This window comes from Ochrobactrum sp. BTU1 (genome assembly GCA_018798825.1).
Classification (GTDB): domain Bacteria; phylum Pseudomonadota; class Alphaproteobacteria; order Rhizobiales; family Rhizobiaceae; genus Brucella.
In genome coordinates, this window is record CP076355.1 from 988,180 (window position 1) to 1,008,942 (window position 20,763).

The window sequence follows — 20,763 nt, forward strand, 5'->3', positions numbered from 1 at the left end:
GGGCCACGAGGCCGGTTTCCTCCACTAGCGCGCCACGTCTTCCTTCCTGACGTGACGCATTTGCTTCGATTCAGTTGCGTTCAATGATGATTTTCAGAACGTTGCGGTCGCCATCCCAATAGGGCAGCGCCTGTTCTGCTTCTTCAAAAGGAAACACCTTCGAGATAAGCAGGTCTGCATCGTTTCCGAGCTTTTCAAGATGCGCGATGACAGCTTCAAAGTCGGTGAGCGTCGCATTGCGCGAACCCATGATGTCGAGTTCTTTGAGATTGAAGAACTGGGTCTGATAGGTCACTGGTGACTTAGAATAGCCGACATAGACTACACGACCAGCAAAGCCTGCGAGGTCGACCGCCTGTGTGAATGTGATCGGCAGGCCGACTGCTTCAAAAGCGATATCAACACCATCGTCATTGGTGAGTTCCTGCACGAATTCCACCACGCCTTCACCGCCCGGCAAGGAATGCGTAGCGCCAAATTTCAGCGCCAGTTCGCGCTTTTCAGCACTAGGATCAATGGCGACAACCTTGGCACCCCGCGCAACTGCACCGATCAGCACACCCATGCCGATCATGCCACAGCCAAGCACCGCGACCGTATCGCCAGCCTGAACGCGACCACGTTCTACCGCATGGAAACCAACTGAAAGTGGCTCGACCAATGCGAGATGACGTGGCGCGAGCGTATCATTCAGGATCAGCTTTTCGGCTGGCAGCACGATCTGTTCTGCCAGCCCGCCATTCTGTTGCACGCCGAGCGTCTTGTTGTAGCGACAGGCGTTCAGACGCCCTTTGCGGCAAGAGGAACACTGGCCGCAATTGGTGTAAGGCAGCACGATAACGCGTTTGCCTTTGGCATATGTCGCGCTCACGCCCTCACCCACCTCGATGATTTCACCGCCGATTTCATGGCCGGGAATGCGTGGCAGTTCCACCAGCGGGTTAAGCCCCCTGAACGTATTCAGATCGCTGCCGCAAAGCCCGACATGCTTCACGCTCACCCGGACATGGTTGGGCAACAGTGGCGCTTCCGGAGTTTCAGCAAAACGAGTAACGTTCTCGCTCTCGATACGCAGAGCTTTGACCATCAGAGTATTCCTGTCATCTTGATTGCATGAGGCAGATCAGGTTACGGCGCCGACCTGCCACGGTACGAATTCGTTATCGCCATAGTCATAGATTTCACTCAGCGTCTGCTCACCGGAAGCGACCGCGATGATGTGCTCGAAAATGCGCGTGCCGGACTCTTCAATTGTTTCATCGCCAGTGACGATGCCACCGCAATTGAAGTCCATGTCTTCCTTCATGTGTTCGTACATTTCGGAATTTGTCGCGATCTTGATGCAGGGCGCAGGCTTAAAGCCCGACACCGATCCGCGTCCTGTGGTAAAGCAGATGACGTTACAACCGCCCGCCACCTGCCCGGTCACGGCGACCGGGTCGTAGCCCGGCGTATCCATGAAAGTGAAACCCTGTTCGGTTACGGTTTCAGCAAATTCGTAAACTGCCTTGAGAGGCATGGAGCCGCCCTTGGCAACAGCGCCCAGCGACTTTTCAAGAATAGTAGTCAGGCCACCGAGCTTGTTTCCGTGCGATGGATTATTGTTCAGCTCGTCGCCATTGCGAGCTGTGTAATCGCGCCACCAGTCGATGCGCTGAAGCAGCTTTTCTGCAACCGCCGGTGTGACTGCACGGCGTGTCAGAAGATGTTCCGCGCCATAAATTTCGGGCGTTTCAGAGAGAACGGTCGTACCGCCATTTCGCACGATCAGATCGGATGCATAGCCCAGAGCCGGGTTTGCGGAAATGCCTGAATAGCCGTCAGAACCACCGCATTCGAGTGCAACCTTGAGCTTTGACAAAGGCTGCGGCGTACGCTTTGCAGAATTCACCAGCGGCAGCATTTCCTTGATCTCTGCAATCGCATGATCGATTGTCTTGCGCGTACCGCCATGCTGCTGGATCGTCATGGTGCGCAGGCGTGCACCCTCTTCCATACGATAATGTTCCATGATTGGCGCGATCTGGTTGGTTTCGCAGCCAAGGCCGATCAGCAGAATACCACCGAAATTCGGATGCTTGGCATAGCCCTGAATGGTACGGGTCAGTAGACGATAGCCTTCCGACTTGGTGTTCAGCGCACAGCCGCTGCCATGCGTAAGTGCCACCACGCCATCGACATTTTCAAAACCATCCAAACCACCCATACGGTTGAAATAATCCGCAATGTAGCGAGACACGGTAGCAGAGCAATTCACCGATGAAATGACGCCAATATAGTTGCGCGTACCGACGCCACCGAAACCGCGATCATAGCCCATGAACTGTCGGCGCTCCGCTTCCGGCAGCATACCGCGTTCTTCAATATCGACCGAAAACTGATGTTCATGCTCGGATGGCAGCATTGCGAGATTGTGCAGATGTACATGCTCACCCACCGCGATATCCTGAATGGCAACGCCAATCACCTGCCCATATTTGAGCACTTCCTTGCCAGCGGGAATATCATGCAGAGCCACCTTGTGGCCGCGCCCGATCAGATCGCGCGCGATAACGTCACCAAGTCCGATCGGATCGCCTGCGCGAACCGAAATACGCGCAACTGCCACATCATCGGACGGATGCAAAAGGATTACCGGCGTCACAGCCGAAACAGCCTTGTCGTTCATTTTTCTGACCTCACTCCCAAGATCGCAACAGCGCTAAACATGAGCCCTACTATCTGGGCTCGTTCTCCATCCATCGCTGCTTTGATGTATCCAGATGCGTGCGCATCGCTGCCTGCGCCAGAAGCGGATCCCTCGCCTCCAGTGCAGCATAAATCTTCTCATGCTCTGCCAAAGCATATGTCCATGTTTCGGCATTCTCATATCGGGTACGCATTTGCGCGGTCAGTGGACTATGCCGCTCGTCAAACAAATCACGCACGATGCGGGCAACAACCGAATTGCCCGATTGCTCGGAAATGATCAGATGAAACTGGCGATCCAGTTCAATCGGCTTACGTTCCGCTTCAATCTGTAGGCGCATCGCATCAAGATTGCCGCGCAAGCGTTCCAATGCTTCCGTGTTGATATGTCCGCAAGCCATGATGACGGCACTGCCTTCGATCAATGAGCGTGCCTGCATGATTTCGAGCGGGCTTTCGCCGATCGAGCCGCCCTGCGCTGGAAGCCGTGTTTCCTCAGCCGCAACATAGATCCCCGAACCCATGCGGATCTCGACATTGCCTGCAATTTCAAGCGCGATCAGTGCTTCACGCAAAGAAGGGCGAGATACGCCCAGCTGATGCGCAAGTTCGCGCTCGGCAGGAAGTCTGCTTCCAGCCGGAAAATGACCTTCGCGGATCAGCAGTCTGACCCGGTCGGCAATCTGTTGATAAAGCCTCCGTGGTTCCACGGAGCCAAGATGCTCGCTCATGCTCTCTCCCAAATTGGCCTTACCATATTTTGAAGCCGCACAAAGTGCAATATGGTCTATTTTATTGTTTTTACTACATATTGGCTAATTCGTCAGTTTTGTCGCACCTTGTTTTAGATTGCTTTTAAAGAGTGGCTTGACCAATTTTACCCACTGGCATAGCTATTTCACAACAGCTCAAGGGAGGAATGCATGACTGCGCAGCCATCGATTCTACAGTTTGGAACGAGCCGTTTTCTGCTCGGACATGCGGATTTTTTCATCTCGGAAGCGCTGGATAAAAATGACGCGATCGGCACAATTGCCATTGTTCAGACCACATCCAACCCTGAAAGCGCACGCCGTATCGCAGCTCTGAACAGTGGAGAAGGCTATCCGGTCATCATTCGCGGATTGCGTGACGGCAAGCCCGTTGATGAAAAACATCAGGCGAAAAGCGTGCGTGCCGCCTATTCCGCTCATACCGACTGGAAAGCCATCCGGGCCCTGAGCGCAGGGGTCCAGGTGATCCTGTCCAATACTGGCGACAAAGGTTTTGATTTGGATGCTGCTGACGACGTTTCCCTGCTGAGCGAAATCGACCGCCTTCCTAAAAGTTTTCCCGCCAAACTACTTGTGCTGCTGCATCATCGCTGGCAGATCAATCCAGATGCGCCGCTGTCGATTTTCCCGTGCGAGCTGATCTCGCGCAATGGCTACAAGCTGCTCTCGATTGTGCTTGATCTCGCAGAAAGCTGGAGCCTGCCGAAAGCTTTCACGCAATGGATTGAAAGCAATTGTGTTTTTGCCAACAGCCTCGTTGACCGCATCGTATCAGAACCTATCGATCCGGTCGGTGCAATTGCGGAACCCTATGCGATCTGGGCCATCGAACAGACAGACGGGCTAACCCTTCCCTGTAGGCATCCCGATATCGTCGTGACGGACAATCTTGCGCTTTATGAGCGCCTCAAGCTCTATCTGCTTAATCTCGGCCACACTTTCATTGCTGAGCAATGGCTGAACGGTAATCGTCCGAAGGATGAAATCGTGCTGGAAGCAATGCACGACGAAACGATCCGCAATGAACTCGAAGCGCTTTGGCGCGAAGAAGTTCTGCCGGTCTTTGCCGCTGCTGGTCTGGGCGGACAGGCTGAATCCTATGTTACTACCGTTCGCGAGCGCTTCCTCAACCCGTTCCTCAAGCACCGCATTGCGGACATTGCTTCAAATCACGCAGAAAAGAAACAGCGCCGCTTTGTACCCATCATTGCTCGCGCGAAGGAACTCGGCCTCGATCTGGAGCAGCGTCGCCTGAAGGCGGCTGTCGACTAATCCAGTCATTCAGATCAATTTCGGCGCGCTCCAAAGCACTGTAATTTAACAGCTTGCGCAAAAACGCAACCGTCACAGCACGAGCACGGAGGTTGAATCGCCCCTCCTCCGGCTCACCCTTTTCCTGATAGACACCAAGCTTTTCATAAAGTTGCTGTAATCTGTTCTGAACGCTTCTGAGCGACAGGTTACGCCGACGAGCGATGACACGATCCGTCAGCCCAAGTGCTATATCGATCAGAATTTCATATTCACTTTCACTGAACCCACTGGCGTGGCCGAGGCTTTTTTGTTGTAAGCCGCGCACTTCGCGGTCGATCACGCATTGAGCTTCGACAAAAATGCTGCGGAGTGCCAGCCGCAATTTATCATCTGAAGCCGATTTCAGCACATAGCCATAGGCTGCACCTTCCGGCACGATACGCGAGACACCGCGCACATAGGCTTCATCTGCGTAATTCGACCAGAACAGAATGCGGGTTTCCGGATTTTCCTTCCAGATGGTGCGTGCGGCTTCAATACCGTTACGACCACTCATCTGCAAATCCATCACAATATGCGCTGCACGATGCATTCGAGCCAGCTTTTCACCAGTCGAGCCGTTATCCGCTTCCAGGACATCACTGCATTCGGGCAATGCCGCACGGATCGCTTCGCTCAGATAGGTGCGATGCAACGGATCATCCTCCACGATCAGAACCTGCATCTTACCCTCCAATTGGTTCATACGTTTTCGGCGGCAGGTGGATCGTTACGCATGTGCCACTGCCGTCCGTGTTCTTTCTGATGGTAAAGCTCGCAGAAATGAGCCGTGCTCTTGTGCGCATATTATCGATGCCGTGGCCGATACGCTGCGCCTGACGATCCATGCCAATGCCGTCATCCATAACTTCAACGAGAAGCCGATCACCCTTATCGCGGAGACGAACGCGGATTTCTCCAGCCAGAGCATGACGGATCGCATTGTTGATTGCTTCCTGCACAATCCGGAAAAGCGAAGTCGCGACCGTCTCTTCGAGCCTGTCGGTCATGCCGTTGCTCTGATCCTCGAGAAACCATTCAATCGCAGCGCCGCTTTCGCGGATCGAACGGTCAAGATGGTTTTCGGTCGCCTGTGCAAAGCCGAACAGCTGAAGCACGGAAGGTTTCGCTTCTTCAATGATTTGGCGTAGGTCCTGCATACAATGCTGCAAACCGCGGAACAGCGGCTCAAGCTGTTCACCGGAAAGGTCGGGCACGCGCGTCAGCCGCTCCACATGGCGGGCGAGACGCGTGAGATCAGCCAAGGTTTGATCGTGCAAATCCATGCCGATACGATGGCGCTCGATCTCCAGAGCCTCGGTGAGTTTGAGCGCGCCAAAGCGCAAACCTTCTTCGCGTGCCCGCGCTTCCGTCTCGACAATCGCCGAGCGCTTGGCCTGTTCGGCGGCACGGATGGCAAAGAAATATGGCGCCAGTAGATCGGCAATCGATTGCGCATTTTCCACGTCACGCGTCGAATAACTGCCTGTTTGCAAACTCGAACAGCTCAACGCGCCAATGATATTGCCCTGCGCTTTCAGCGGTACATGCAGGCGAGCTTTGAGATCATGCTCGATGATCGGCGTCGAAAACGCACCCTCAAAATGAAAGCGCGGATCAGTGCGTGCATCGTCCGTAAGCAAATAGGCGACCTCGCCGGACAGTAGTGTGCGGATCGGACTTCCTGATAACAGCGCGGGCGGGTTGCGGCTCCAAGCCGTCTCAATCCCGCTCTCATAGGCAATGTGAAATTTGCCATCAATCATCTTGATACAGACATCGAGGTGGTCATAGGGCAGGATATGATTGATCTCGGCAGCAACAGCCTGAATGATGGAATCGAAATCGAGCTGGCCTGCCAGCAATCTCGAAATATTCAGATAGCGGTCAAGCAGGCGCGCAGGTGCTAGTTCCAGCAAGCGAATCTCCTCCCAAAGACAGATTGCTTTGCACTTATAATACGCCGCTTCTCTACTGGCGCGTCTTGCGGGTTCCCGCAATTTTGCTGCGCAAACCCGCAGCATCGTTGCTTCGATCAGCCTTCACAGCGCAACGCATTTATTTCATCCTCGCTTCACCAGAAAATTGCTCGCAAGACAACAGGAAATGTCACGGGCACGCTGGTGCCGTTGAGGAGCGGCGGTGCGGGAGGTTTCGCACCATATTCAAATTCGAACGATCCGGAGTGTTATTGCGCACTGCGGGGCGGATATTTGTAACTGGGAGGAATGAAATGAAGCTTGGGAAAAATTTTTTGGCATCCGCCGCACTCGCCACATTGATGGCAAGCGGTAGCGCATTTGCCGACACATCGTCGAAAAAAATCGCCTTCTCCAACAATTATGCCGGCAACTCATGGCGTCAGGCAATGCTACAAAGCTGGGACAAGGTGACGAAGGAAGCCGTCAGCGCAGGTGCAGTTTCTGCGGCCGATGCTTTCACCACCGCTGAAAATCAGGCCACCGAGCAGGCAGCGCAAATCCAGAACATGATTTTGCAAGGTTATGATGCCATCGTCATCAATGCCGCATCGCCAACCGCTCTTAACGGCGCAGTGAAAGAAGCCTGCGATGCAGGCATCACCGTCGTTTCGTTCGACGGCATTGTCACCGAACCTTGCGCATGGCGTATTGCGGTTGACTTCAAGGCCATGGGCGAAGGTCAGGTTGAATATCTCGCAAAGCGTCTGCCAGAAGGCGGAAATCTGCTTGAAATTCGAGGTCTTGCAGGCGTTTCCGTTGATGACGAAATGCACGCAGGTATTCAGGAAGGCGTGAAGAAGCATCCGAACTTCAAGATCGTAGGCTCTGTGCATGGTGACTGGGCTGCTGATGTTGCACAGCGCGCAGTCGCAGGCGTGCTGCCAAGCCTGCCGAAGATCGACGCCGTGGTAACGCAGGGCGGCGACGGTTATGGTGCTGCACAGGCCTTTGCCGCTGCAAAGCGCGAAACGCCGATCATTATCATGGGCAACCGTGAAGACGAACTGCAGTGGTGGAAGCAGCAGAAAGATGCGAACGGCTATGAAACCATGTCAGTTTCTATCGCCCCGGGCGTTTCAACACTCGCTTTCTGGGTCGCACAGCAGATTCTTGATGGCAAGGAAGTCAAGAAAGACCTCGTCGTTCCGTTTCTGAGCGTCAGCCAGGAATCGCTCGATAAGGATCTCGGCACTACCCAGAAGGGTGGCGTTGCGAATGTCGAATATTCGTTAGAAGACGCACAGAAGGTCATCGCAGAAGCGAAATAACTCGTTTCTCCCAAGCGGCGGGTATTGGTCATTCCAATGCCCGCCCCTCCCTTATCTCCAATACAGTTCGGATGCATGTCTCATTCAATCGACAAAGGCGAGGTCGTCGCCGCACGCAATATTCGCGTGCAGTTCGGTGCGGTTAAGGCACTGGATGGCGCTGAACTTGTTATCCATGAAGGCGAATGTGTCGGACTTGTCGGCCATAATGGCGCGGGCAAATCCACTATCGTCAATGTCATCAATGGCGGCCTTACCCCGCATGAAGGCACCCTCTCCTATCACGGTGAGGCAGGCCATGGCGTGGCGACTGCCCGCAAGCACGGCATCCGCTGCGTCTTTCAGGAGCTGTCGCTCTTCCCCAATCTGACAATTGCGGAAAATGTCCGCATCATGCAGCGCGGCCTTACGGGCGCGAACTGGCGCGGCAAGGCTGTTGATCTCATTGCAAAAAAGCTCAGTGAGATTTTCCCGGGTCACAAGATCGACTGCTCGGCAACCGTTGATGAGTTGTCCATTGCCGAACGGCAGATGGTTGAAATCGCCATCAACTTTACCGCCCCCGGCACTCCGCCGAAGCTCGTCATTCTCGACGAACCGACCTCGTCGCTCGATGCAGGCATTGCTGCACAGCTGATGGCCTATGTCCGTCGCTTTGTCGGCACAGGTGGTTCGGTGATCCTCATTTCGCATATGCTCGGTGAAATCCTCTCAACATCCGACCGCATCGTCGTGATGAAGGACGGTAAGATTGTCGCCAATCGCACAGCAGGCGATTTCACAAACCGCAGCCTTGTCGAAGCGATGGGCAGTGTCGAACGTGAAAAAGCGGCACGCCGCGCGGCAAAAGCCGACACGACAGGCATAGCTGTTCTCTCTGCAAAAAAGCGTCCCCATGACAGCAAGACGTTTCAGGCTTTCAAGGGCGAAGTTATCGGCCTCGCTGGGCTTGCCGGTCATGGTCAAACCAAGATGCTACTCGATCTCTATTATGCGCGTCGACCAAACTGGTTGCCCGCACGCAATTGCGAAATCGCCTTCGTGGCCGGCGATCGCAGCCTTAACGGCACGTTTCCGCTCTGGAGCATTCTGCACAATCTCACCATTGGTTCGCTTGATCGCCTCTCATCGCTGAAGCTTGTCGATCAGTCACGCGAAGACCAGCTTGGCGGACAGTGGAAAGACAAGATCCAGATCCGCACACCAGATATGGGCAATCGCGTTCTTTCGCTTTCAGGCGGCAATCAGCAGAAAGTGCTTTTTGCCCGCGCACTTGCCACCACTGCCAATGCCATTCTGATGGATGACCCCATGCGTGGCGTGGATGTTGGCACCAAGCAAGAAGTCTATGAAATCCTGCGCCATGAAGCAGAAAATGGCCGTACTTTTGTCTGGTATTCCACCGAAATGGACGAGATCGAACTATGTGATCGTGTCTATGTCTTCCGCGACGGTGCAATCGTGACAGAACTGGTCGGCGACGAAATCACGGAAAAGAACGTGCTTGCTGCATCCTTTGAGGGAGGACACGAATAATGCGTCTCTCCGCTTCATCTCTCCGCCTGCTTACACCGGTTTTCTCGCTTGCTTTGCTGCTGGCTGCTGTGTTCTACATGCAGCCGCGTGCCATGAGTTATACCGGCCTTAACCTGCTGTTCAATCTCGCAGTACCGATTGCACTCGCAACAATCGCGCAGATGCTCATCATGGCGGTCAATGATCTTGACCTCTCGATGGGAACCTTCGTGAGCTTCGTGGTCTGTGTAGCTGCGACCTATCTCAACACGGCTCCAGTGATTGGCGTTCTGATCCTTGCAGCAGCCATCGCAGCCTATGCTGCACTGGGTGCTATCATCCATCTGCGCAATCTGCCATCCATTGTCGTCACACTCGGCATGAGTTTCGTCTGGGGTGGCTTTGCAGTTCTGCTCTTGCCATCACCCGGCGGTCAGGCGCCTGACTGGGCACGCTGGATAATGACGACCAAGCCGCCATTTATACCTATGGCAATCGTTGCAAGCATTCTGATTGCTATTGTCACGCATTTCATCGTCATGCGCACAACCTTCGGTGTGCTTATGCGTGGCGCAGGCGGCAATGCCCGCTCCATTGAGCGTGCTGGCTGGTCGATTACCGCAATCCGCGCGGGAACCTATGCGCTTGCTGCTTTTTTTGCGGTGCTTGCAGGGATTGCGCTCGTGGGACTGACCACCTCGGCAGATGCCAATATCGCGCTGCGCTATACGCTGCTCTCCATTGCCGGTGTCATTCTTGGTGGTGGTGAATTTGTTGGCGGTCGCATTTCTCCCATTGGAGCAGTCATCGGGGCGCTGACACTTACCCTTGCTGGTTCATTCCTCTCCTTCATGCGTATCTCACCCGACTGGCAGATTGGCGCGCAGGGCGGAATCCTCATTCTCGTGCTGGCGCTTCGCCTCTTCCTCAATCGCCTCGACCGCCGGGAGAAAAAGCAATGAGCGCTGTCTCCGTTCTCACAAATCGTCCATGGATATGGTCGTTCATCGCAACCATTGCGGTCTGGGTCATCACCGTATTGTTTACGGGTGGCGCGGGTGCCGCAGGGCTTTCTCACGCGGCTTTCACCTTCGCATCGTTCTCGGTGATTGTCGGTCTCGGGCAGATGTTCGTTATCACGCTTGGTCCCGGCAATATTGATCTGTCGGTGCCTGCAACCATGACCCTTGCCGCAACATTGGCTTTGAAGCTGATGGACTCGCAAGACAGCATGGTGTTGGCAGGGCTTGCTGTTGCACTTCTGATCGGCCTTGGCATTGGCATCTGCAATTATGCGCTGATCAAGCTGCTGCGGATCCCGCCAATCATCGCAACCCTGTCGATGAGCTTTCTTATCCAGTCGACCGCCATATGGAGCAATCGCGGTCTGCGCGTTAAGCCGCCTGAAGTTCTGGCACAGTTTACCACCTCCTCTGTCTTTGGCATTCCCAATGTTGCAATCGTGGCGCTGCTCTTGTCGGTGTTAGGCTGGGCGCTACTCAAGAAAAGCATTTATGGTCGATGGATTTCAGCCATCGGGCAAAACCCCTTTGCTGCACGTATGGCAGGGGTTCCGGTTGATGGCACACGCTTCGTCACCTATCTGCTCTGCGCAGTTCTGGCTTCGCTCTGTGGCTTCCTGCTTGCCTGCTTTTCTGGTGGTGCAGCACTCAATATGGGCGCTGAATATCTTCTGATGTCGATTGCAGTCGTAATCATTGGTGGCACGGCAGTAGCAGGTGGCGATTCCAACATCCCCGGTATTTGGGGTGCCGCACTCTTCATGTTCCTCATAGTCTCAATGCTCAACACCTATGGCTTTGGTGCCGGTGTTCGTTTGGTCCTGACGGGGCTCACCATCATTGCTGTGATTTTCCTTGCCAGCAGCCGCAGACCTGAGCGTTAACGCATGTCACCCAAAAGTGGAAACCGGTTTTGGGTGACATGCGCAAAAACAAACGGAGAGCGCGAACGCGGTGGATACGATTAAGCGCGACACGCACTAAGCAACATTCCCCGGAGTAATTTCCTTGTCTCAAAATCATTCGATTTACGAAATTCACGATGAACGCTTCAGACAGATGTTCGTGTCGAGCGCTGGTCTTGATGAACTTTACAGCGATTGTCGGTGGGCTGAAGGCCCGGTCTGGTTTAGTGATCTGAACTGCCTGCTCTGGAGCGATATTCCCAACCAGCGTATTTTGCGCTGGGTGCCGGAAGGCGGCGTTTCTGTGTTCCGCCAGCCTTCAAATTTTGCCAATGGCAATACGCGCGACCGTGAAGGACGGCTCGTTTCCTGTGAACATGGCGGGCGCCATGTTACGCGAACGGAAGTTGATGGCAGCATTACCGTGCTTGCAGAGAGTTATCAGGGCAAGAAGCTCAACGCACCAAATGATGTTATCGTACGCTCTGACGGCACCATTTGGTTTACCGATCCGACCTACGGAATCTTGGCAGACTATGAAGGCTATAAAGCCGATCCCGAACAGCCAACGCGCAATGTCTATCGACTTGATCCTAAAAGCGGTGATCTTACTGCCGTCATCACAGACTTTGTGCAGCCAAATGGCCTCGCCTTTTCGCCCGATGAAACAAAGCTCTTTGTTGCCGACAGCGCCTATAGCCACGACGAAAAGGCACCCCGCCATATCCGGGTCTTCGATATCGTTGATGACGGCAAGCGCGTCACGGGTGGTAATATTTTCTGCACGATAGAGAACGGCCTGCCAGATGGCTTCCGCTTCGATACGGATGGCAATCTTTGGACAAGTGCAGGCGACGGCGTGCATTGCTTCTCGCCAGAAGGCCAGCTTCTCGGCAAGATCAAGACGCCACAAACTGTTGCAAATGTCACTTTTGGCGGCCCACGTCGCAACCGACTTTTCATTGCGGCGACGAAATCGCTCTACGCGGTCTATTTGACCGTCACGGGTGCGCAGTATCCGTAGTTAAAAAAGCGGCGACTTGTCAAAAAGCTAAGTCGCCGCTGAATAATACTCAAACTAATTGATATTAAAACAGCCTTTCCACGTCCCAGCTCTAAAACTGACTAAGCGGTGCGTAATGCATATATTATTTCTATATTCAAAATGAACCGTCTTCGTTTCACGAATAGATTATGCGAATCGAATTCGGCCTGCATATCTGGAGCCAGAAATAACAATACATTCACACTTATTTAAACACGAGATGCCCCATTTAAAAGAACCGTCAATGATACGGAAAAGTTTTGAAACAAAATTGATCCAATTTGCGTGACAAAGTTAAGTAAACAGTAAAATATATGATCATTTTTACGATCATCAACAAATCATTTAAATTAGATAACTCTACTTTAATACAAATTTTTATTAGTAATTATTTATGCTTGCGCTTAATCATTGAAACATCTCTGTCTTTTTGTTTTATCGCATTATCCGAACGCAAAACCGGTTCGCACTTTTGCTATAAATGCCCTAATTTATCTTATGCAGATTGCTTTAGTTGCAGCTGTTCGTGCCCTGGTGCGCGATAGCGAATATGGCAACCCCGTACTCCGTAATATTCGACGTCGACTTCAACACCGAAAACACTGCGAATACATTCGGCCCTTAGTACCTCGCGCGGAGTACCTAGCGCCACAATCTGCCCCTTGTTCATCACCGCGATACGATCACAGAACATCGCCGCATGGTTGAGGTCATGAAGTGCAGCAACAACCGTTAGCTCTTGACGCCTTACAAGATCGAGCAATCCAATCTGGTGACCAATGTCGAGGTGATTGGTCGGCTCATCCAGAAGCAAAATCTGAGGCTCCTGCGCCAGCGCACGAGCAATATGCACGCGCTGACGTTCACCGCCTGAAAGCGTATGCCAATACCGATTTGCCAGATGCCCCATATCCACATTGGCTAAAGCCCTTTCGACAATGACATCGTCCACATCAGACCATGGCGATAACGCGCCCAGATAGGGTGTCCGCCCAAGTTCAACGGCTTGCCGTGCAGTGATGCGATCGGTTGTGCCGGCCTGTTGCTCGACAAGCGCAAGTTTGCGCGCGATCTCGCGACGGTTGAGCTTATGGATCGGCGTACCGCACAGTTTTACTTCGCCAGCGCGACTACGACGCACACCGGAAAGCAGTGAAAGCAAACTCGTTTTTCCGGACCCATTCGGTCCGATAATGCCGAGGAACTCCCCTTCTTTCACATCAAGCGAAACATCCCGCAGAATTTCTGCACCACCTGCCGACCAGGCAACATTTTTCGTCGAAAGCATCATGATTGATCCCTCCTCTGTCCGAGCAAGAGTGCAAAGGCCGGGGCGCCGACCAGAGCCGTGATAACCCCTATGGGCAAAACCTGACCCGGAATGATTATTCGTGAAAGGATATCGGCGAGGATCATGAAGATTGCACCAATCAGTGCGGCTGTCGGCAACAATCGCCCATGGCGAACGCCAACGACCATTCGGGCTGCATGTGGAATAACCAAACCGATAAAGCCGATTGAGCCGACAATAGAAACCATGACCGCGGTCATCATGGCACTGACACCAATCAGAACCGCATAAACGCGACGCACTGGAATACCCAGCGAGGCGGCCGATTCAGAGCCGAAGGTGAAAGCATCAAGCGCCCGCGCGTGCCAAAGGCAAATTGCAAGGCCAATGATACATGCAGGAAAGGCAAGTGCCGCGTCAGGCCACCGGACACCTGACAGATTGCCAAGGAGCCAGAACATGATGCCGCGAGCTTGCTCGGCATTTGCAGCCTTCGTCACGATGAACGAAGTCAATGCGTTGAAGAGCTGAGACCCCGCGATACCTGCCAGAATGATTGCGCTGTTTCCTCGCCCTGCTCTTAGCGCCAGCAGCGAGACAAGAAGAAATGCTATGATCGCCCCTATAAACGCACCCAGCGAAAGCGAAAGAACACCAGCACCAATGCCTAGAATTGCAACGCTGACCGCACCTGTGGACGCCCCGGCGGAAATGCCCAGAATATAAGGGTCAGCCAGTGAGTTGCGCAGAAGCGATTGCAGCACCACACCGGAAAGGGCAAGTGCTGCACCACAACATGCGGCAACCACCGCACGACTGAGACGATAGCTCCAGACAATACCTTCATCTATCGGCTCAAGCGTATAGCCTGCATTCCAGACGCGGTTGGCGATTGTTTTTGCCACCACGTCCAGAGGTATGGCAGTTTCACCAATTGCAGCGCCCAGCCACAAGGCACCGAGAAGCAGGACAAGCGCCAGCGTTACGAACAGCAACCTGCCGCTCATGCCCTTGCCAAGATGAATGCCAGAGGTGGCTGCGCGCGCTATCACTTGTTGAGATCCGAAGCGGCAATATCTGCAGCAAGCGTTTCAATACCTTCGATCACGCGGAGCGAAGTGCTCATCGACTGCGCATCCATATCGAAGACATGGCCGCCTGACACGGCTGGCATCAGCTTGGTAACAGCATCACTTTCAAGGAACTGGTGCTTCACAGCAATGTCGTCGGCAGGATAACGACGGCGATCAAGCTTCGCTGCCACGATCATCGATGGGTTGGATTTCGCAATTGTTTCCCAACCGACAGTTGGCCACTCTTCTTCACTCTCGATCACATTCTTGATGCCAAGCGCGGAAAGGATATAGGCGGGAGCACCAAATTTCCCGGCCGCATACGGATCGGCATCGATCTGCGTACTGGAGAACCAGACCATCGCGGAAAGCGTACCATTGGTGGAACCAATTTTCTCACGCGCAGCAGCTTCACGAGCCTTTAAGTCCGCAACGAGCTTTTCACCGCGATCCTGCACGTTGAAGATCTCGGCAAGTTCAGTGATTTCCTGATAGACAATTTCCATCTTGAAAGGTGCCGTGCGGACGCCATCGCCGCCGCCGGAATTATCCTTGCCTACACAATCGGACGGTGAGGTGTAGGTTGGAATACCCAGTTCTTCAAATTGCTCAGGCTTACCGACAATGCCCATCGGGCCAACGTGCCACTGAAAATCAGCCGTGACGATTTCAGGCTTTTCCGCCAACACACTTTCAAAGCTTGGGTCGTTGTCCGCAAGGCGCTTGACCTTTGCATTAACTTCTTCGAAACCCTTCAGAACAGGGCCAAACCAGACCGCAGTACCGACAACTTTATCGCCAAGACCGAGGCTGTAAAGAATTTCTGCACTGCTCTGACCAACGGCCACAGCGCGCGTTGGTGCCTGTTTGAACGTAACATCGCGACCGCAATTTTTCAGCGTCAGCGGATACTGAGTTTCAGCAGCTTGTGCAGCAAAGCTACTCGCAAGAATAGCAACTGCTGAGAAGGCAACGCGAAACGACGTCTTGCCGATAAAGTTCATTTAAAACCCCGAAATGATAAGAGAGAAAGCCGTATCAAACGGCGGAAGCGATCCGGCGCGTAAAGAAGACGGACATATCCGGGGACATGAATGACGATGGGAGGCAACGTCCTGCGACGCTTAATGCTGTCATAACCAACTCTCCTGCACCGGGCATCCCCGCCCGTGACAATGGACTACGTTAGACGGCAGGTCTCCTGGCTCACAGATACTCACTGTTCATCTGCCTTCCCGAGCTGTTTGGAACAGTCTCAGTGACATGACGCTTTGAGGCATCACAAGGATGAACGGCAATCCGCTTACAGTTGCGGGGGCAGCCACGGTCTCGGTCCCTTTTGGGTCGTCCTCACCGTGTTCCCTATTAATCCCCTTCACTCTCGGTCGGGGAACCGTCGTAATTGTATTACATCGCGCTGATATAAGCGTCAAGCGAGCTGGCTCGCTTATTCAGCCCTATAAACTCGCCACATAAGACTTTTTGCTAATACAATACTGTAAGTAAAAACAAGTGATGCTGCTTGCTGGTATATTGTAATTCTCTCCTGTAGTCTCCAGATCAGTAGTCTCTGCTTGGGAAGCAGGGGTTTTTGAGGAGGGCTGTCGCAAAGGCAGCAGCAAAATGCACGCAAGTGCATTCAGGGAGGATTTATGCGTAAATGGATTCTGGCCATTTCGTCGGTGGCAGCGCTTGCTATGGCGGGTGCAGCTTCGGCTGAAGATTACAAGGTATTGGCGCCAGCAGCTCCAGGCGGTGGCTGGGACCAGACAGCACGCACCATGCAGAACGTGCTTCAGGACGAAAAGATTTCCGGCAGCGTTCAGGTCATTAATGTTCCAGGTGCAGGTGGCACGATTGGCCTGGCGCAGTTCGTCAACCAGAATAAGGGCGACCCGAGCCAGCTCATCGTTGGCGGCTATGTCATGGTTGGTGCGATCCTGACCAACAATTCGCCCGTCAATCTCGACGCGATTACACCAATTGCCCGCCTCACCGGCGAATATGAAGCCATTGTCGTTCCGGCATCGTCCGACATTCAGAACCTCGGCGATCTTGTTGCCAAGCTCAAGGCTGATCCGGGCTCCGTTTCCTGGGGCGGCGGCTCGGCAGGTGGTACTGACCACATCACTGCTGGTCTTTTTGCCAAGGCCGCAGGCGTTGACCCAACCAAAGTCAACTACATTGCCTTTTCCGGTGGTGGCGAAGCGCTCGCTGCAATTCTTGGCAATCAGGTAACAGTCGGCATTTCCGGCTATGGCGAATTTGACCCACAGATCAAGGCTGGCACGCTTCGCATTATCGGTATTTCCAGCGATGAACGCGTTGAAGGCATCGACGCCCCGACCTTTAAAGAAGGTGGCGTCGACGTTTCAATCCAGAACTGGCGCATGGTCGGCACCGCTCCGGGCATCACCGCCGAACAGGAAGCTGCCGTGAATGCAGACATCGAAAAGATGGTGAAGTCTGAATCCTGGCAGAAGGCACTGGCCGACAAGGGCTGGGCCGATACCTATCTTGCAGGCGATGCTTTTAAAGAGCAGCTCAAGAAAGATGTTGCGTCCACTGAAACCATCCTCAAGGAAATCGGCCTCGTCAAATGACAGGATCTGAACAGCATGGAGAGCGCCGTTCCGCTGGAACGGCGCCAGACTACGCAGCTCTTGTCATAGCCCTAATCCTTGCTGCAATTGCTATCGCAATTGCCTGGTCCACGGCCTATGGCAACAATGTGCTGTCTTACTCACCCGTTGGGCCTAAAACCGTGCCCTATATCATTGCAGCTGGGCTATTCATCCTGTCTATCTGGACCGTAATCAGCGCTTTGAAGGGCGAGTTTCCCGAACGTGAACATCAGGAAATCGCACCTATGGCGTGGATTGTCGGCGGTCTGGTTATCCAGATGCTGACTATGAAAACCATGGGCTTTTCCATCGCGACGGGCTTGCTGTTTGCAGCAACTGCGCGCGGATTTGGCTATCGCAAATTCTGGATAAGCGTGCCGGTCGGCATCGTCTTCTCATTCGTCATCTGGTTCATTTTTGCACGCGGCCTGCAGCTATCGCTGCCATCAGGCTGGCTTGAACAATTCGTTTAAGGCGAAAGAACATGGATACAATCACTCTGCTCGCCAACGGACTACTGGTAGCCCTTGAGCCGTCAAACCTTATTTACGCGCTGATTGGCGTCACACTTGGTACGGCTGTTGGCGTGCTACCGGGCATCGGCCCAGCACTTACAGTGGCGTTGCTCCTGCCCGTTACCTATAAACTCGACCCCGCCGGTTCTCTCATCATGTTTGCCGGTATTTATTACGGCGGCATGTATGGCGGATCGACGACCTCGATCTTGCTGAATACGCCCGGAGAAAGTGCCTCCATCGTCACGGCATTGGAGGGCAATAAAATGGCCCGAGCGGGGCGCGGCGGACCGGCCCTAGCAACCGCTGCTATTGGCTCGTTCATTGCAGGCCTGATTGCAACGCTGGCCCTGGCATTCGTTGCCCCGTGGGTGGTGAAATTCGCCCTCTCCTTCGGACCTTCGGAATATTTCGCTCTCATGCTGCTTGCCTTTATGACCGTCTCGGCGGCATTTGGCGATTCCACACTGCGCGGCCTCACCTCGCTGTTCATCGGTCTGACGCTTGGCCTTATCGGCATCGATCAGCTGACCGGACAGGCCCGTCTGGTCATGGGCACACCGAACCTTCTCGATGGCATCAATGTTACTACACTTGCGGTTGCGCTGTTTGCTATTGGTGAGACTTTGGCGGTGGTATCTAAAAAGCTAAGCTCCGACGATGAAGTCATCGCAGTCAAAGGCTCAGTCTGGATGACCAAGAATGACTGGAAGCGCTCATGGATGCCATGGCTGCGTGGAACGGCAATCGGCTTTCCGATTGGCGCCATGCCAGCGGGCGGAGCCGACGTGTCAAGCTTCCTGTCCTATTCGGCAGAACGCCAGTTCTCCAAACATCCGGAAGAGTTCGGCAAGGGCGCCATTGAAGGCGTTGCAGGTCCGGAAGCCGCCAACAACGCATCGGCTGCGGGTACACTCGTGCCGCTACTGACCCTCGGTCTGCCAACTACGGCAACGGCGGCAATCATGCTGGCTGGTTTCCAGCAATTCGGCTTACAACCGGGACCATTGCTTTTTGTCACCAATGCGCCACTGGTTTGGGGGCTGGTTGCAAGCCTTCTGGTTGCCAATCTTATGCTGCTTGTGCTGAACCTGCCACTGATCGGCCTTTGGGTGAAGATGCTCACCATTCCGCGCCACTGGCTTTATGCGGGGATTCTTGTCTTCGCTACACTGGGTACTATTGGTGCCAACGCATCGACATCAATGCTGCTTGGTCTTCCGGTATCGTTTGAGCTGGGTCTGCTTCTGGCTTTCGGTTTGCTTGGTTATGTGCTGCGCCGCTTCTCATACCCGATTGCACCGGTTGTCGTGGGCCTGATCCTCGGACCGATGGCAGAGAAAAGTCTGCGGCAGGCACTGCAGATCAGCCAGGGTAACCCGATGACACTAGTGCATTCATGGGTATCTATAACGCTGATTGCACTGGCAATCGCGGCAGTCGTCGTGCCGATGATTATGCGCCAGCGCGGCAAGGGCGAATTGCTCAAACAAATGGCAACAGACGAAGACTAGAGCATAACCCTCCCAGCGTGAAACGCGCTCAGAAAACAAAAAGCCCCGGAGAAACCGGGGCTTTATTTCAGTAAACAACCGCTAGCTTAGTCGTGGATTTTACGGAACTCAGCCACATCGATGCCAAGCGTCTCAAGGTCTTTTGCCATTGGCTGATGGCCAACACGCATGGCAGCAGATGCGCGAACGGCACTGCCGAATTGCGCAAAGGCACGACCGAAACGATTATTAAAGCGGGCAAACATTTTCATCTCCATCACGGACACCTTATTGGTCCGCATCCTTGAGATGGTGTTTAACAACTTCTGTTTGAAGTAACGCCTTTGCATAAGAGCCATGCAGAAACTGCATGTAACGATATTTATCCCTATTGATTGGGATCAATGAGGCTTCGGTTTTCGGCTGCCAATCTGTCCTTATCAAAGGAAGGAGAAAACCATGTCAAACACCCCTCACACGCTTGGTGAAGAGTTTCCCGGCCAATTGGTTGCCATTCATGCCCTGAAGGCAGCCGACCCGCGTTTCGCTCGCATTCTGGAGGAATATGACTCGGTCAATGACCGCATTCATCGAGCCGAAAGTAAGATAGCACCCGTCAGTCAGGAAGAGGAAACCAACCTGCGCAAGCAGCGTCTTGCACTGAAAGACACTATTGAACAAGCATTAGCCCAATAACAACAGAACTGGCCACGGCAGTGGCGGCGCTCTAAATATTTTCTGACGCGCATCTTTGTCCGAAAACCGCTACACACTTCGAGATGTGCTCTAGTCGCCGCTGTCTGGCCTTACCGATCGTTCCATCTTTCCAAACGTGATCAACATGATAGCGGCGATGGCCGCTTCCATAATCGCGATTTGCCACAGTCCGAGGCCGCTTGCGAGACCGATAGCTGCAGGAAGCTACATGCCCGCACCCGTGGTATTGCCGGTAATCTGTCCTTTGCCAAAGATGATAAAGCCAGTCGCAAGAAAAGCGACGCCGCTGATGATCGCTTCTGCAAGACGCGAAGGCTCCACGCGGATGTTCTGATCGTCGAAAACCCGCACATTCGCCAGCTCAAGCGATACGATTGTGACCTTGCAGATGAAAGACAGACCATCATGTCGGTTTTCAACCCTGCCGGACGCTTTCGCCATTCTCTTTCAAAGACCGATAACCGCGCCAAGAAGAGTTGCGAGCAGCATTCTTGCCAATACGACTGGCAGGCTCAGCATATTATCGTGTGTGAATTCGGCCCAGAATTGATCCATGCCC

Annotated in this window: 19 protein-coding genes, 1 pseudogene and 1 riboswitch; of the genes and pseudogenes, 10 read left to right on the plus strand and 10 right to left on the minus strand. The window is 53.6% G+C overall.

Annotated elements, in window-relative coordinates:
• Nucleotides 1-70: 70 nt before the first annotated feature.
• Genes KMS41_15850 through KMS41_15860 form a run of 3 tightly spaced genes read right to left on the minus strand, consistent with a single transcriptional unit; the run spans nt 71 to nt 3,419 of the window.
• Entirely contained in the window at nt 71-1,087 is a 1,017-nt protein-coding gene (locus tag KMS41_15850) for a zinc-binding alcohol dehydrogenase family protein (GenBank protein QWK78987.1), read from the minus strand.
• A 36-nt stretch (nt 1,088-1,123) separates the two neighbouring features.
• Nucleotides 1,124-2,668, minus strand: a complete 1,545-nt coding sequence (locus KMS41_15855; GenBank protein QWK78988.1) for an altronate dehydratase family protein — start codon at nt 2,666-2,668, stop codon at nt 1,124-1,126.
• 49 nt (nt 2,669-2,717) lie between these two features.
• Nucleotides 2,718-3,419, minus strand: a complete 702-nt coding sequence (locus tag KMS41_15860) for a FadR family transcriptional regulator (protein ID QWK78989.1) — start codon at nt 3,417-3,419, stop codon at nt 2,718-2,720.
• A 192-nt stretch (nt 3,420-3,611) separates the two neighbouring features.
• On the opposite strand from KMS41_15860, the gene KMS41_15865 reads away from it, so the two are divergent.
• Nucleotides 3,612-4,733 carry a mannitol dehydrogenase family protein gene (locus KMS41_15865; protein QWK78990.1) on the plus strand — a complete coding sequence of 374 codons (1,122 nt, stop codon included), beginning with the start codon at nt 3,612-3,614 and terminating at the stop codon, nt 4,731-4,733.
• Here the strand turns inward: KMS41_15865 and KMS41_15870 are convergent.
• Both KMS41_15870 and KMS41_15875 read right to left on the minus strand, forming a co-directional pair.
• Nucleotides 4,666-5,439 (minus strand): response regulator transcription factor, encoded by a 774-nt coding sequence (locus KMS41_15870; GenBank protein ID QWK78991.1) that lies wholly within the window; start codon nt 5,437-5,439, stop codon nt 4,666-4,668. The two genes, KMS41_15865 and KMS41_15870, sit on opposite strands and share 68 nt — an antisense overlap.
• Nucleotide 5,440: 1 nt before the next feature.
• Nucleotides 5,441-6,673, minus strand: coding sequence for a sensor histidine kinase (locus KMS41_15875; GenBank protein QWK78992.1), 1,233 nt, complete (start codon nt 6,671-6,673; stop codon nt 5,441-5,443).
• 314 nt (nt 6,674-6,987) lie between these two features.
• On the opposite strand from KMS41_15875, the gene KMS41_15880 reads away from it, so the two are divergent.
• From KMS41_15880 to KMS41_15900, 5 genes are all read left to right on the plus strand, one after another.
• Entirely contained in the window at nt 6,988-8,004 is a 1,017-nt protein-coding gene (locus KMS41_15880) for an ABC transporter substrate-binding protein (protein ID QWK78993.1), read from the plus strand.
• Nucleotides 8,005-8,079: 75 nt separating this feature from the next.
• Entirely contained in the window at nt 8,080-9,540 is a 1,461-nt protein-coding gene (locus KMS41_15885) for a sugar ABC transporter ATP-binding protein (protein QWK78994.1), read from the plus strand.
• Complete coding sequence (locus KMS41_15890) at nt 9,540-10,481, plus strand: ABC transporter permease (GenBank protein ID QWK78995.1); 942 nt, start codon at nt 9,540-9,542, stop codon at nt 10,479-10,481. Before KMS41_15885 ends, KMS41_15890 begins: the two co-directional genes overlap by 1 nt.
• On the plus strand, nt 10,478-11,425 hold the full coding sequence (locus tag KMS41_15895; GenBank protein ID QWK78996.1) for an ABC transporter permease: 948 nt from the start codon (nt 10,478-10,480) through the stop codon (nt 11,423-11,425). The genes KMS41_15890 and KMS41_15895 overlap by 4 nt, the downstream gene beginning before the upstream one ends.
• Before the next feature lie 175 nt (nt 11,426-11,600).
• On the plus strand, nt 11,601-12,470 hold the full coding sequence (locus KMS41_15900; protein ID QWK80280.1) for an SMP-30/gluconolactonase/LRE family protein: 870 nt from the start codon (nt 11,601-11,603) through the stop codon (nt 12,468-12,470).
• A gap of 517 nt (nt 12,471-12,987) precedes the next feature.
• Here the strand turns inward: KMS41_15900 and KMS41_15905 are convergent.
• Genes KMS41_15905 through KMS41_15915 form a run of 3 tightly spaced genes read right to left on the minus strand, consistent with a single transcriptional unit; the run spans nt 12,988 to nt 15,859 of the window.
• Nucleotides 12,988-13,782: an ABC transporter ATP-binding protein gene (locus KMS41_15905; GenBank protein QWK78997.1), complete on the minus strand. Its 795-nt coding sequence runs from the start codon at nt 13,780-13,782 to the stop codon at nt 12,988-12,990.
• A complete protein-coding gene (locus KMS41_15910; GenBank protein QWK80281.1) occupies nt 13,779-14,789 on the minus strand; it encodes an iron ABC transporter permease in 1,011 nt (336 codons plus the stop codon). The genes KMS41_15905 and KMS41_15910 overlap by 4 nt, the downstream gene beginning before the upstream one ends.
• Before the next feature lie 41 nt (nt 14,790-14,830).
• A complete protein-coding gene (locus tag KMS41_15915) occupies nt 14,831-15,859 on the minus strand; it encodes an ABC transporter substrate-binding protein (GenBank protein QWK78998.1) in 1,029 nt (342 codons plus the stop codon).
• Between the two features lie 169 nt (nt 15,860-16,028).
• Nucleotides 16,029-16,268, minus strand: a riboswitch (cobalamin riboswitch).
• A 239-nt stretch (nt 16,269-16,507) separates the two neighbouring features.
• Between KMS41_15915 and KMS41_15920 the strand changes: the two genes are divergently transcribed.
• The 3 genes from KMS41_15920 to KMS41_15930 are packed head-to-tail and all read left to right on the plus strand — an operon-like array spanning nt 16,508 to nt 19,508.
• A complete protein-coding gene (locus tag KMS41_15920; GenBank protein ID QWK78999.1) occupies nt 16,508-17,458 on the plus strand; it encodes a tripartite tricarboxylate transporter substrate binding protein in 951 nt (316 codons plus the stop codon).
• A complete protein-coding gene (locus KMS41_15925) occupies nt 17,455-17,952 on the plus strand; it encodes a tripartite tricarboxylate transporter TctB family protein (GenBank protein QWK79000.1) in 498 nt (165 codons plus the stop codon). The genes KMS41_15920 and KMS41_15925 overlap by 4 nt, the downstream gene beginning before the upstream one ends.
• An 11-nt stretch (nt 17,953-17,963) precedes the next feature.
• Nucleotides 17,964-19,508: a tripartite tricarboxylate transporter permease gene (locus KMS41_15930; GenBank protein ID QWK79001.1), complete on the plus strand. Its 1,545-nt coding sequence runs from the start codon at nt 17,964-17,966 to the stop codon at nt 19,506-19,508.
• 86 nt (nt 19,509-19,594) lie between these two features.
• Here the strand turns inward: KMS41_15930 and KMS41_15935 are convergent, their stop codons facing one another.
• On the minus strand, nt 19,595-19,753 hold the full coding sequence (locus tag KMS41_15935; protein QWK80324.1) for a hypothetical protein: 159 nt from the start codon (nt 19,751-19,753) through the stop codon (nt 19,595-19,597).
• Nucleotides 19,754-19,946: 193 nt separating this feature from the next.
• On the opposite strand from KMS41_15935, the gene KMS41_15940 reads away from it, so the two are divergent.
• Nucleotides 19,947-20,183, plus strand: coding sequence for a YdcH family protein (locus KMS41_15940; protein QWK79002.1), 237 nt, complete (start codon nt 19,947-19,949; stop codon nt 20,181-20,183).
• Nucleotides 20,184-20,273: 90 nt separating this feature from the next.
• Here KMS41_15940 and KMS41_15945 read toward each other — a convergent pair.
• Nucleotides 20,274-20,759: pseudogene (locus tag KMS41_15945) on the minus strand (MgtC/SapB family protein).
• Nucleotides 20,760-20,763 lie beyond the last annotated feature (4 nt).

Excerpts from the sequence above, each read along its gene's own strand:
- KMS41_15850 (QWK78987.1), bottom strand. The coding sequence starts at position 1,087 with ATGGTCAAAGCTCTGCGTATCGAGAGCGAGAACGTTACTCGTTTTGCT.
- KMS41_15855 (QWK78988.1), bottom strand. The coding sequence starts at position 2,668 with ATGAACGACAAGGCTGTTTCGGCTGTGACGCCGGTAATCCTTTTGCAT.
- KMS41_15860 (QWK78989.1), bottom strand. The coding sequence starts at position 3,419 with ATGAGCGAGCATCTTGGCTCCGTGGAACCACGGAGGCTTTATCAACAG.
- KMS41_15865 (QWK78990.1), top strand. The coding sequence starts at position 3,612 with ATGACTGCGCAGCCATCGATTCTACAGTTTGGAACGAGCCGTTTTCTG.
- KMS41_15870 (QWK78991.1), bottom strand. The coding sequence starts at position 5,439 with ATGCAGGTTCTGATCGTGGAGGATGATCCGTTGCATCGCACCTATCTG.
- KMS41_15880 (QWK78993.1), top strand. The coding sequence starts at position 6,988 with ATGAAGCTTGGGAAAAATTTTTTGGCATCCGCCGCACTCGCCACATTG.
- KMS41_15885 (QWK78994.1), top strand. The coding sequence starts at position 8,080 with ATGTCTCATTCAATCGACAAAGGCGAGGTCGTCGCCGCACGCAATATT.
- KMS41_15890 (QWK78995.1), top strand. The coding sequence starts at position 9,540 with ATGCGTCTCTCCGCTTCATCTCTCCGCCTGCTTACACCGGTTTTCTCG.
- KMS41_15895 (QWK78996.1), top strand. The coding sequence starts at position 10,478 with ATGAGCGCTGTCTCCGTTCTCACAAATCGTCCATGGATATGGTCGTTC.
- KMS41_15900 (QWK80280.1), top strand. The coding sequence starts at position 11,601 with ATGTTCGTGTCGAGCGCTGGTCTTGATGAACTTTACAGCGATTGTCGG.
- KMS41_15905 (QWK78997.1), bottom strand. The coding sequence starts at position 13,782 with ATGATGCTTTCGACGAAAAATGTTGCCTGGTCGGCAGGTGGTGCAGAA.
- KMS41_15910 (QWK80281.1), bottom strand. The coding sequence starts at position 14,789 with ATGAGCGGCAGGTTGCTGTTCGTAACGCTGGCGCTTGTCCTGCTTCTC.
- KMS41_15915 (QWK78998.1), bottom strand. The coding sequence starts at position 15,859 with ATGAACTTTATCGGCAAGACGTCGTTTCGCGTTGCCTTCTCAGCAGTT.
- KMS41_15920 (QWK78999.1), top strand. The coding sequence starts at position 16,508 with ATGCGTAAATGGATTCTGGCCATTTCGTCGGTGGCAGCGCTTGCTATG.
- KMS41_15925 (QWK79000.1), top strand. The coding sequence starts at position 17,455 with ATGACAGGATCTGAACAGCATGGAGAGCGCCGTTCCGCTGGAACGGCG.
- KMS41_15930 (QWK79001.1), top strand. The coding sequence starts at position 17,964 with ATGGATACAATCACTCTGCTCGCCAACGGACTACTGGTAGCCCTTGAG.
- KMS41_15935 (QWK80324.1), bottom strand. The coding sequence starts at position 19,753 with ATGTTTGCCCGCTTTAATAATCGTTTCGGTCGTGCCTTTGCGCAATTC.
- KMS41_15940 (QWK79002.1), top strand. The coding sequence starts at position 19,947 with ATGTCAAACACCCCTCACACGCTTGGTGAAGAGTTTCCCGGCCAATTG.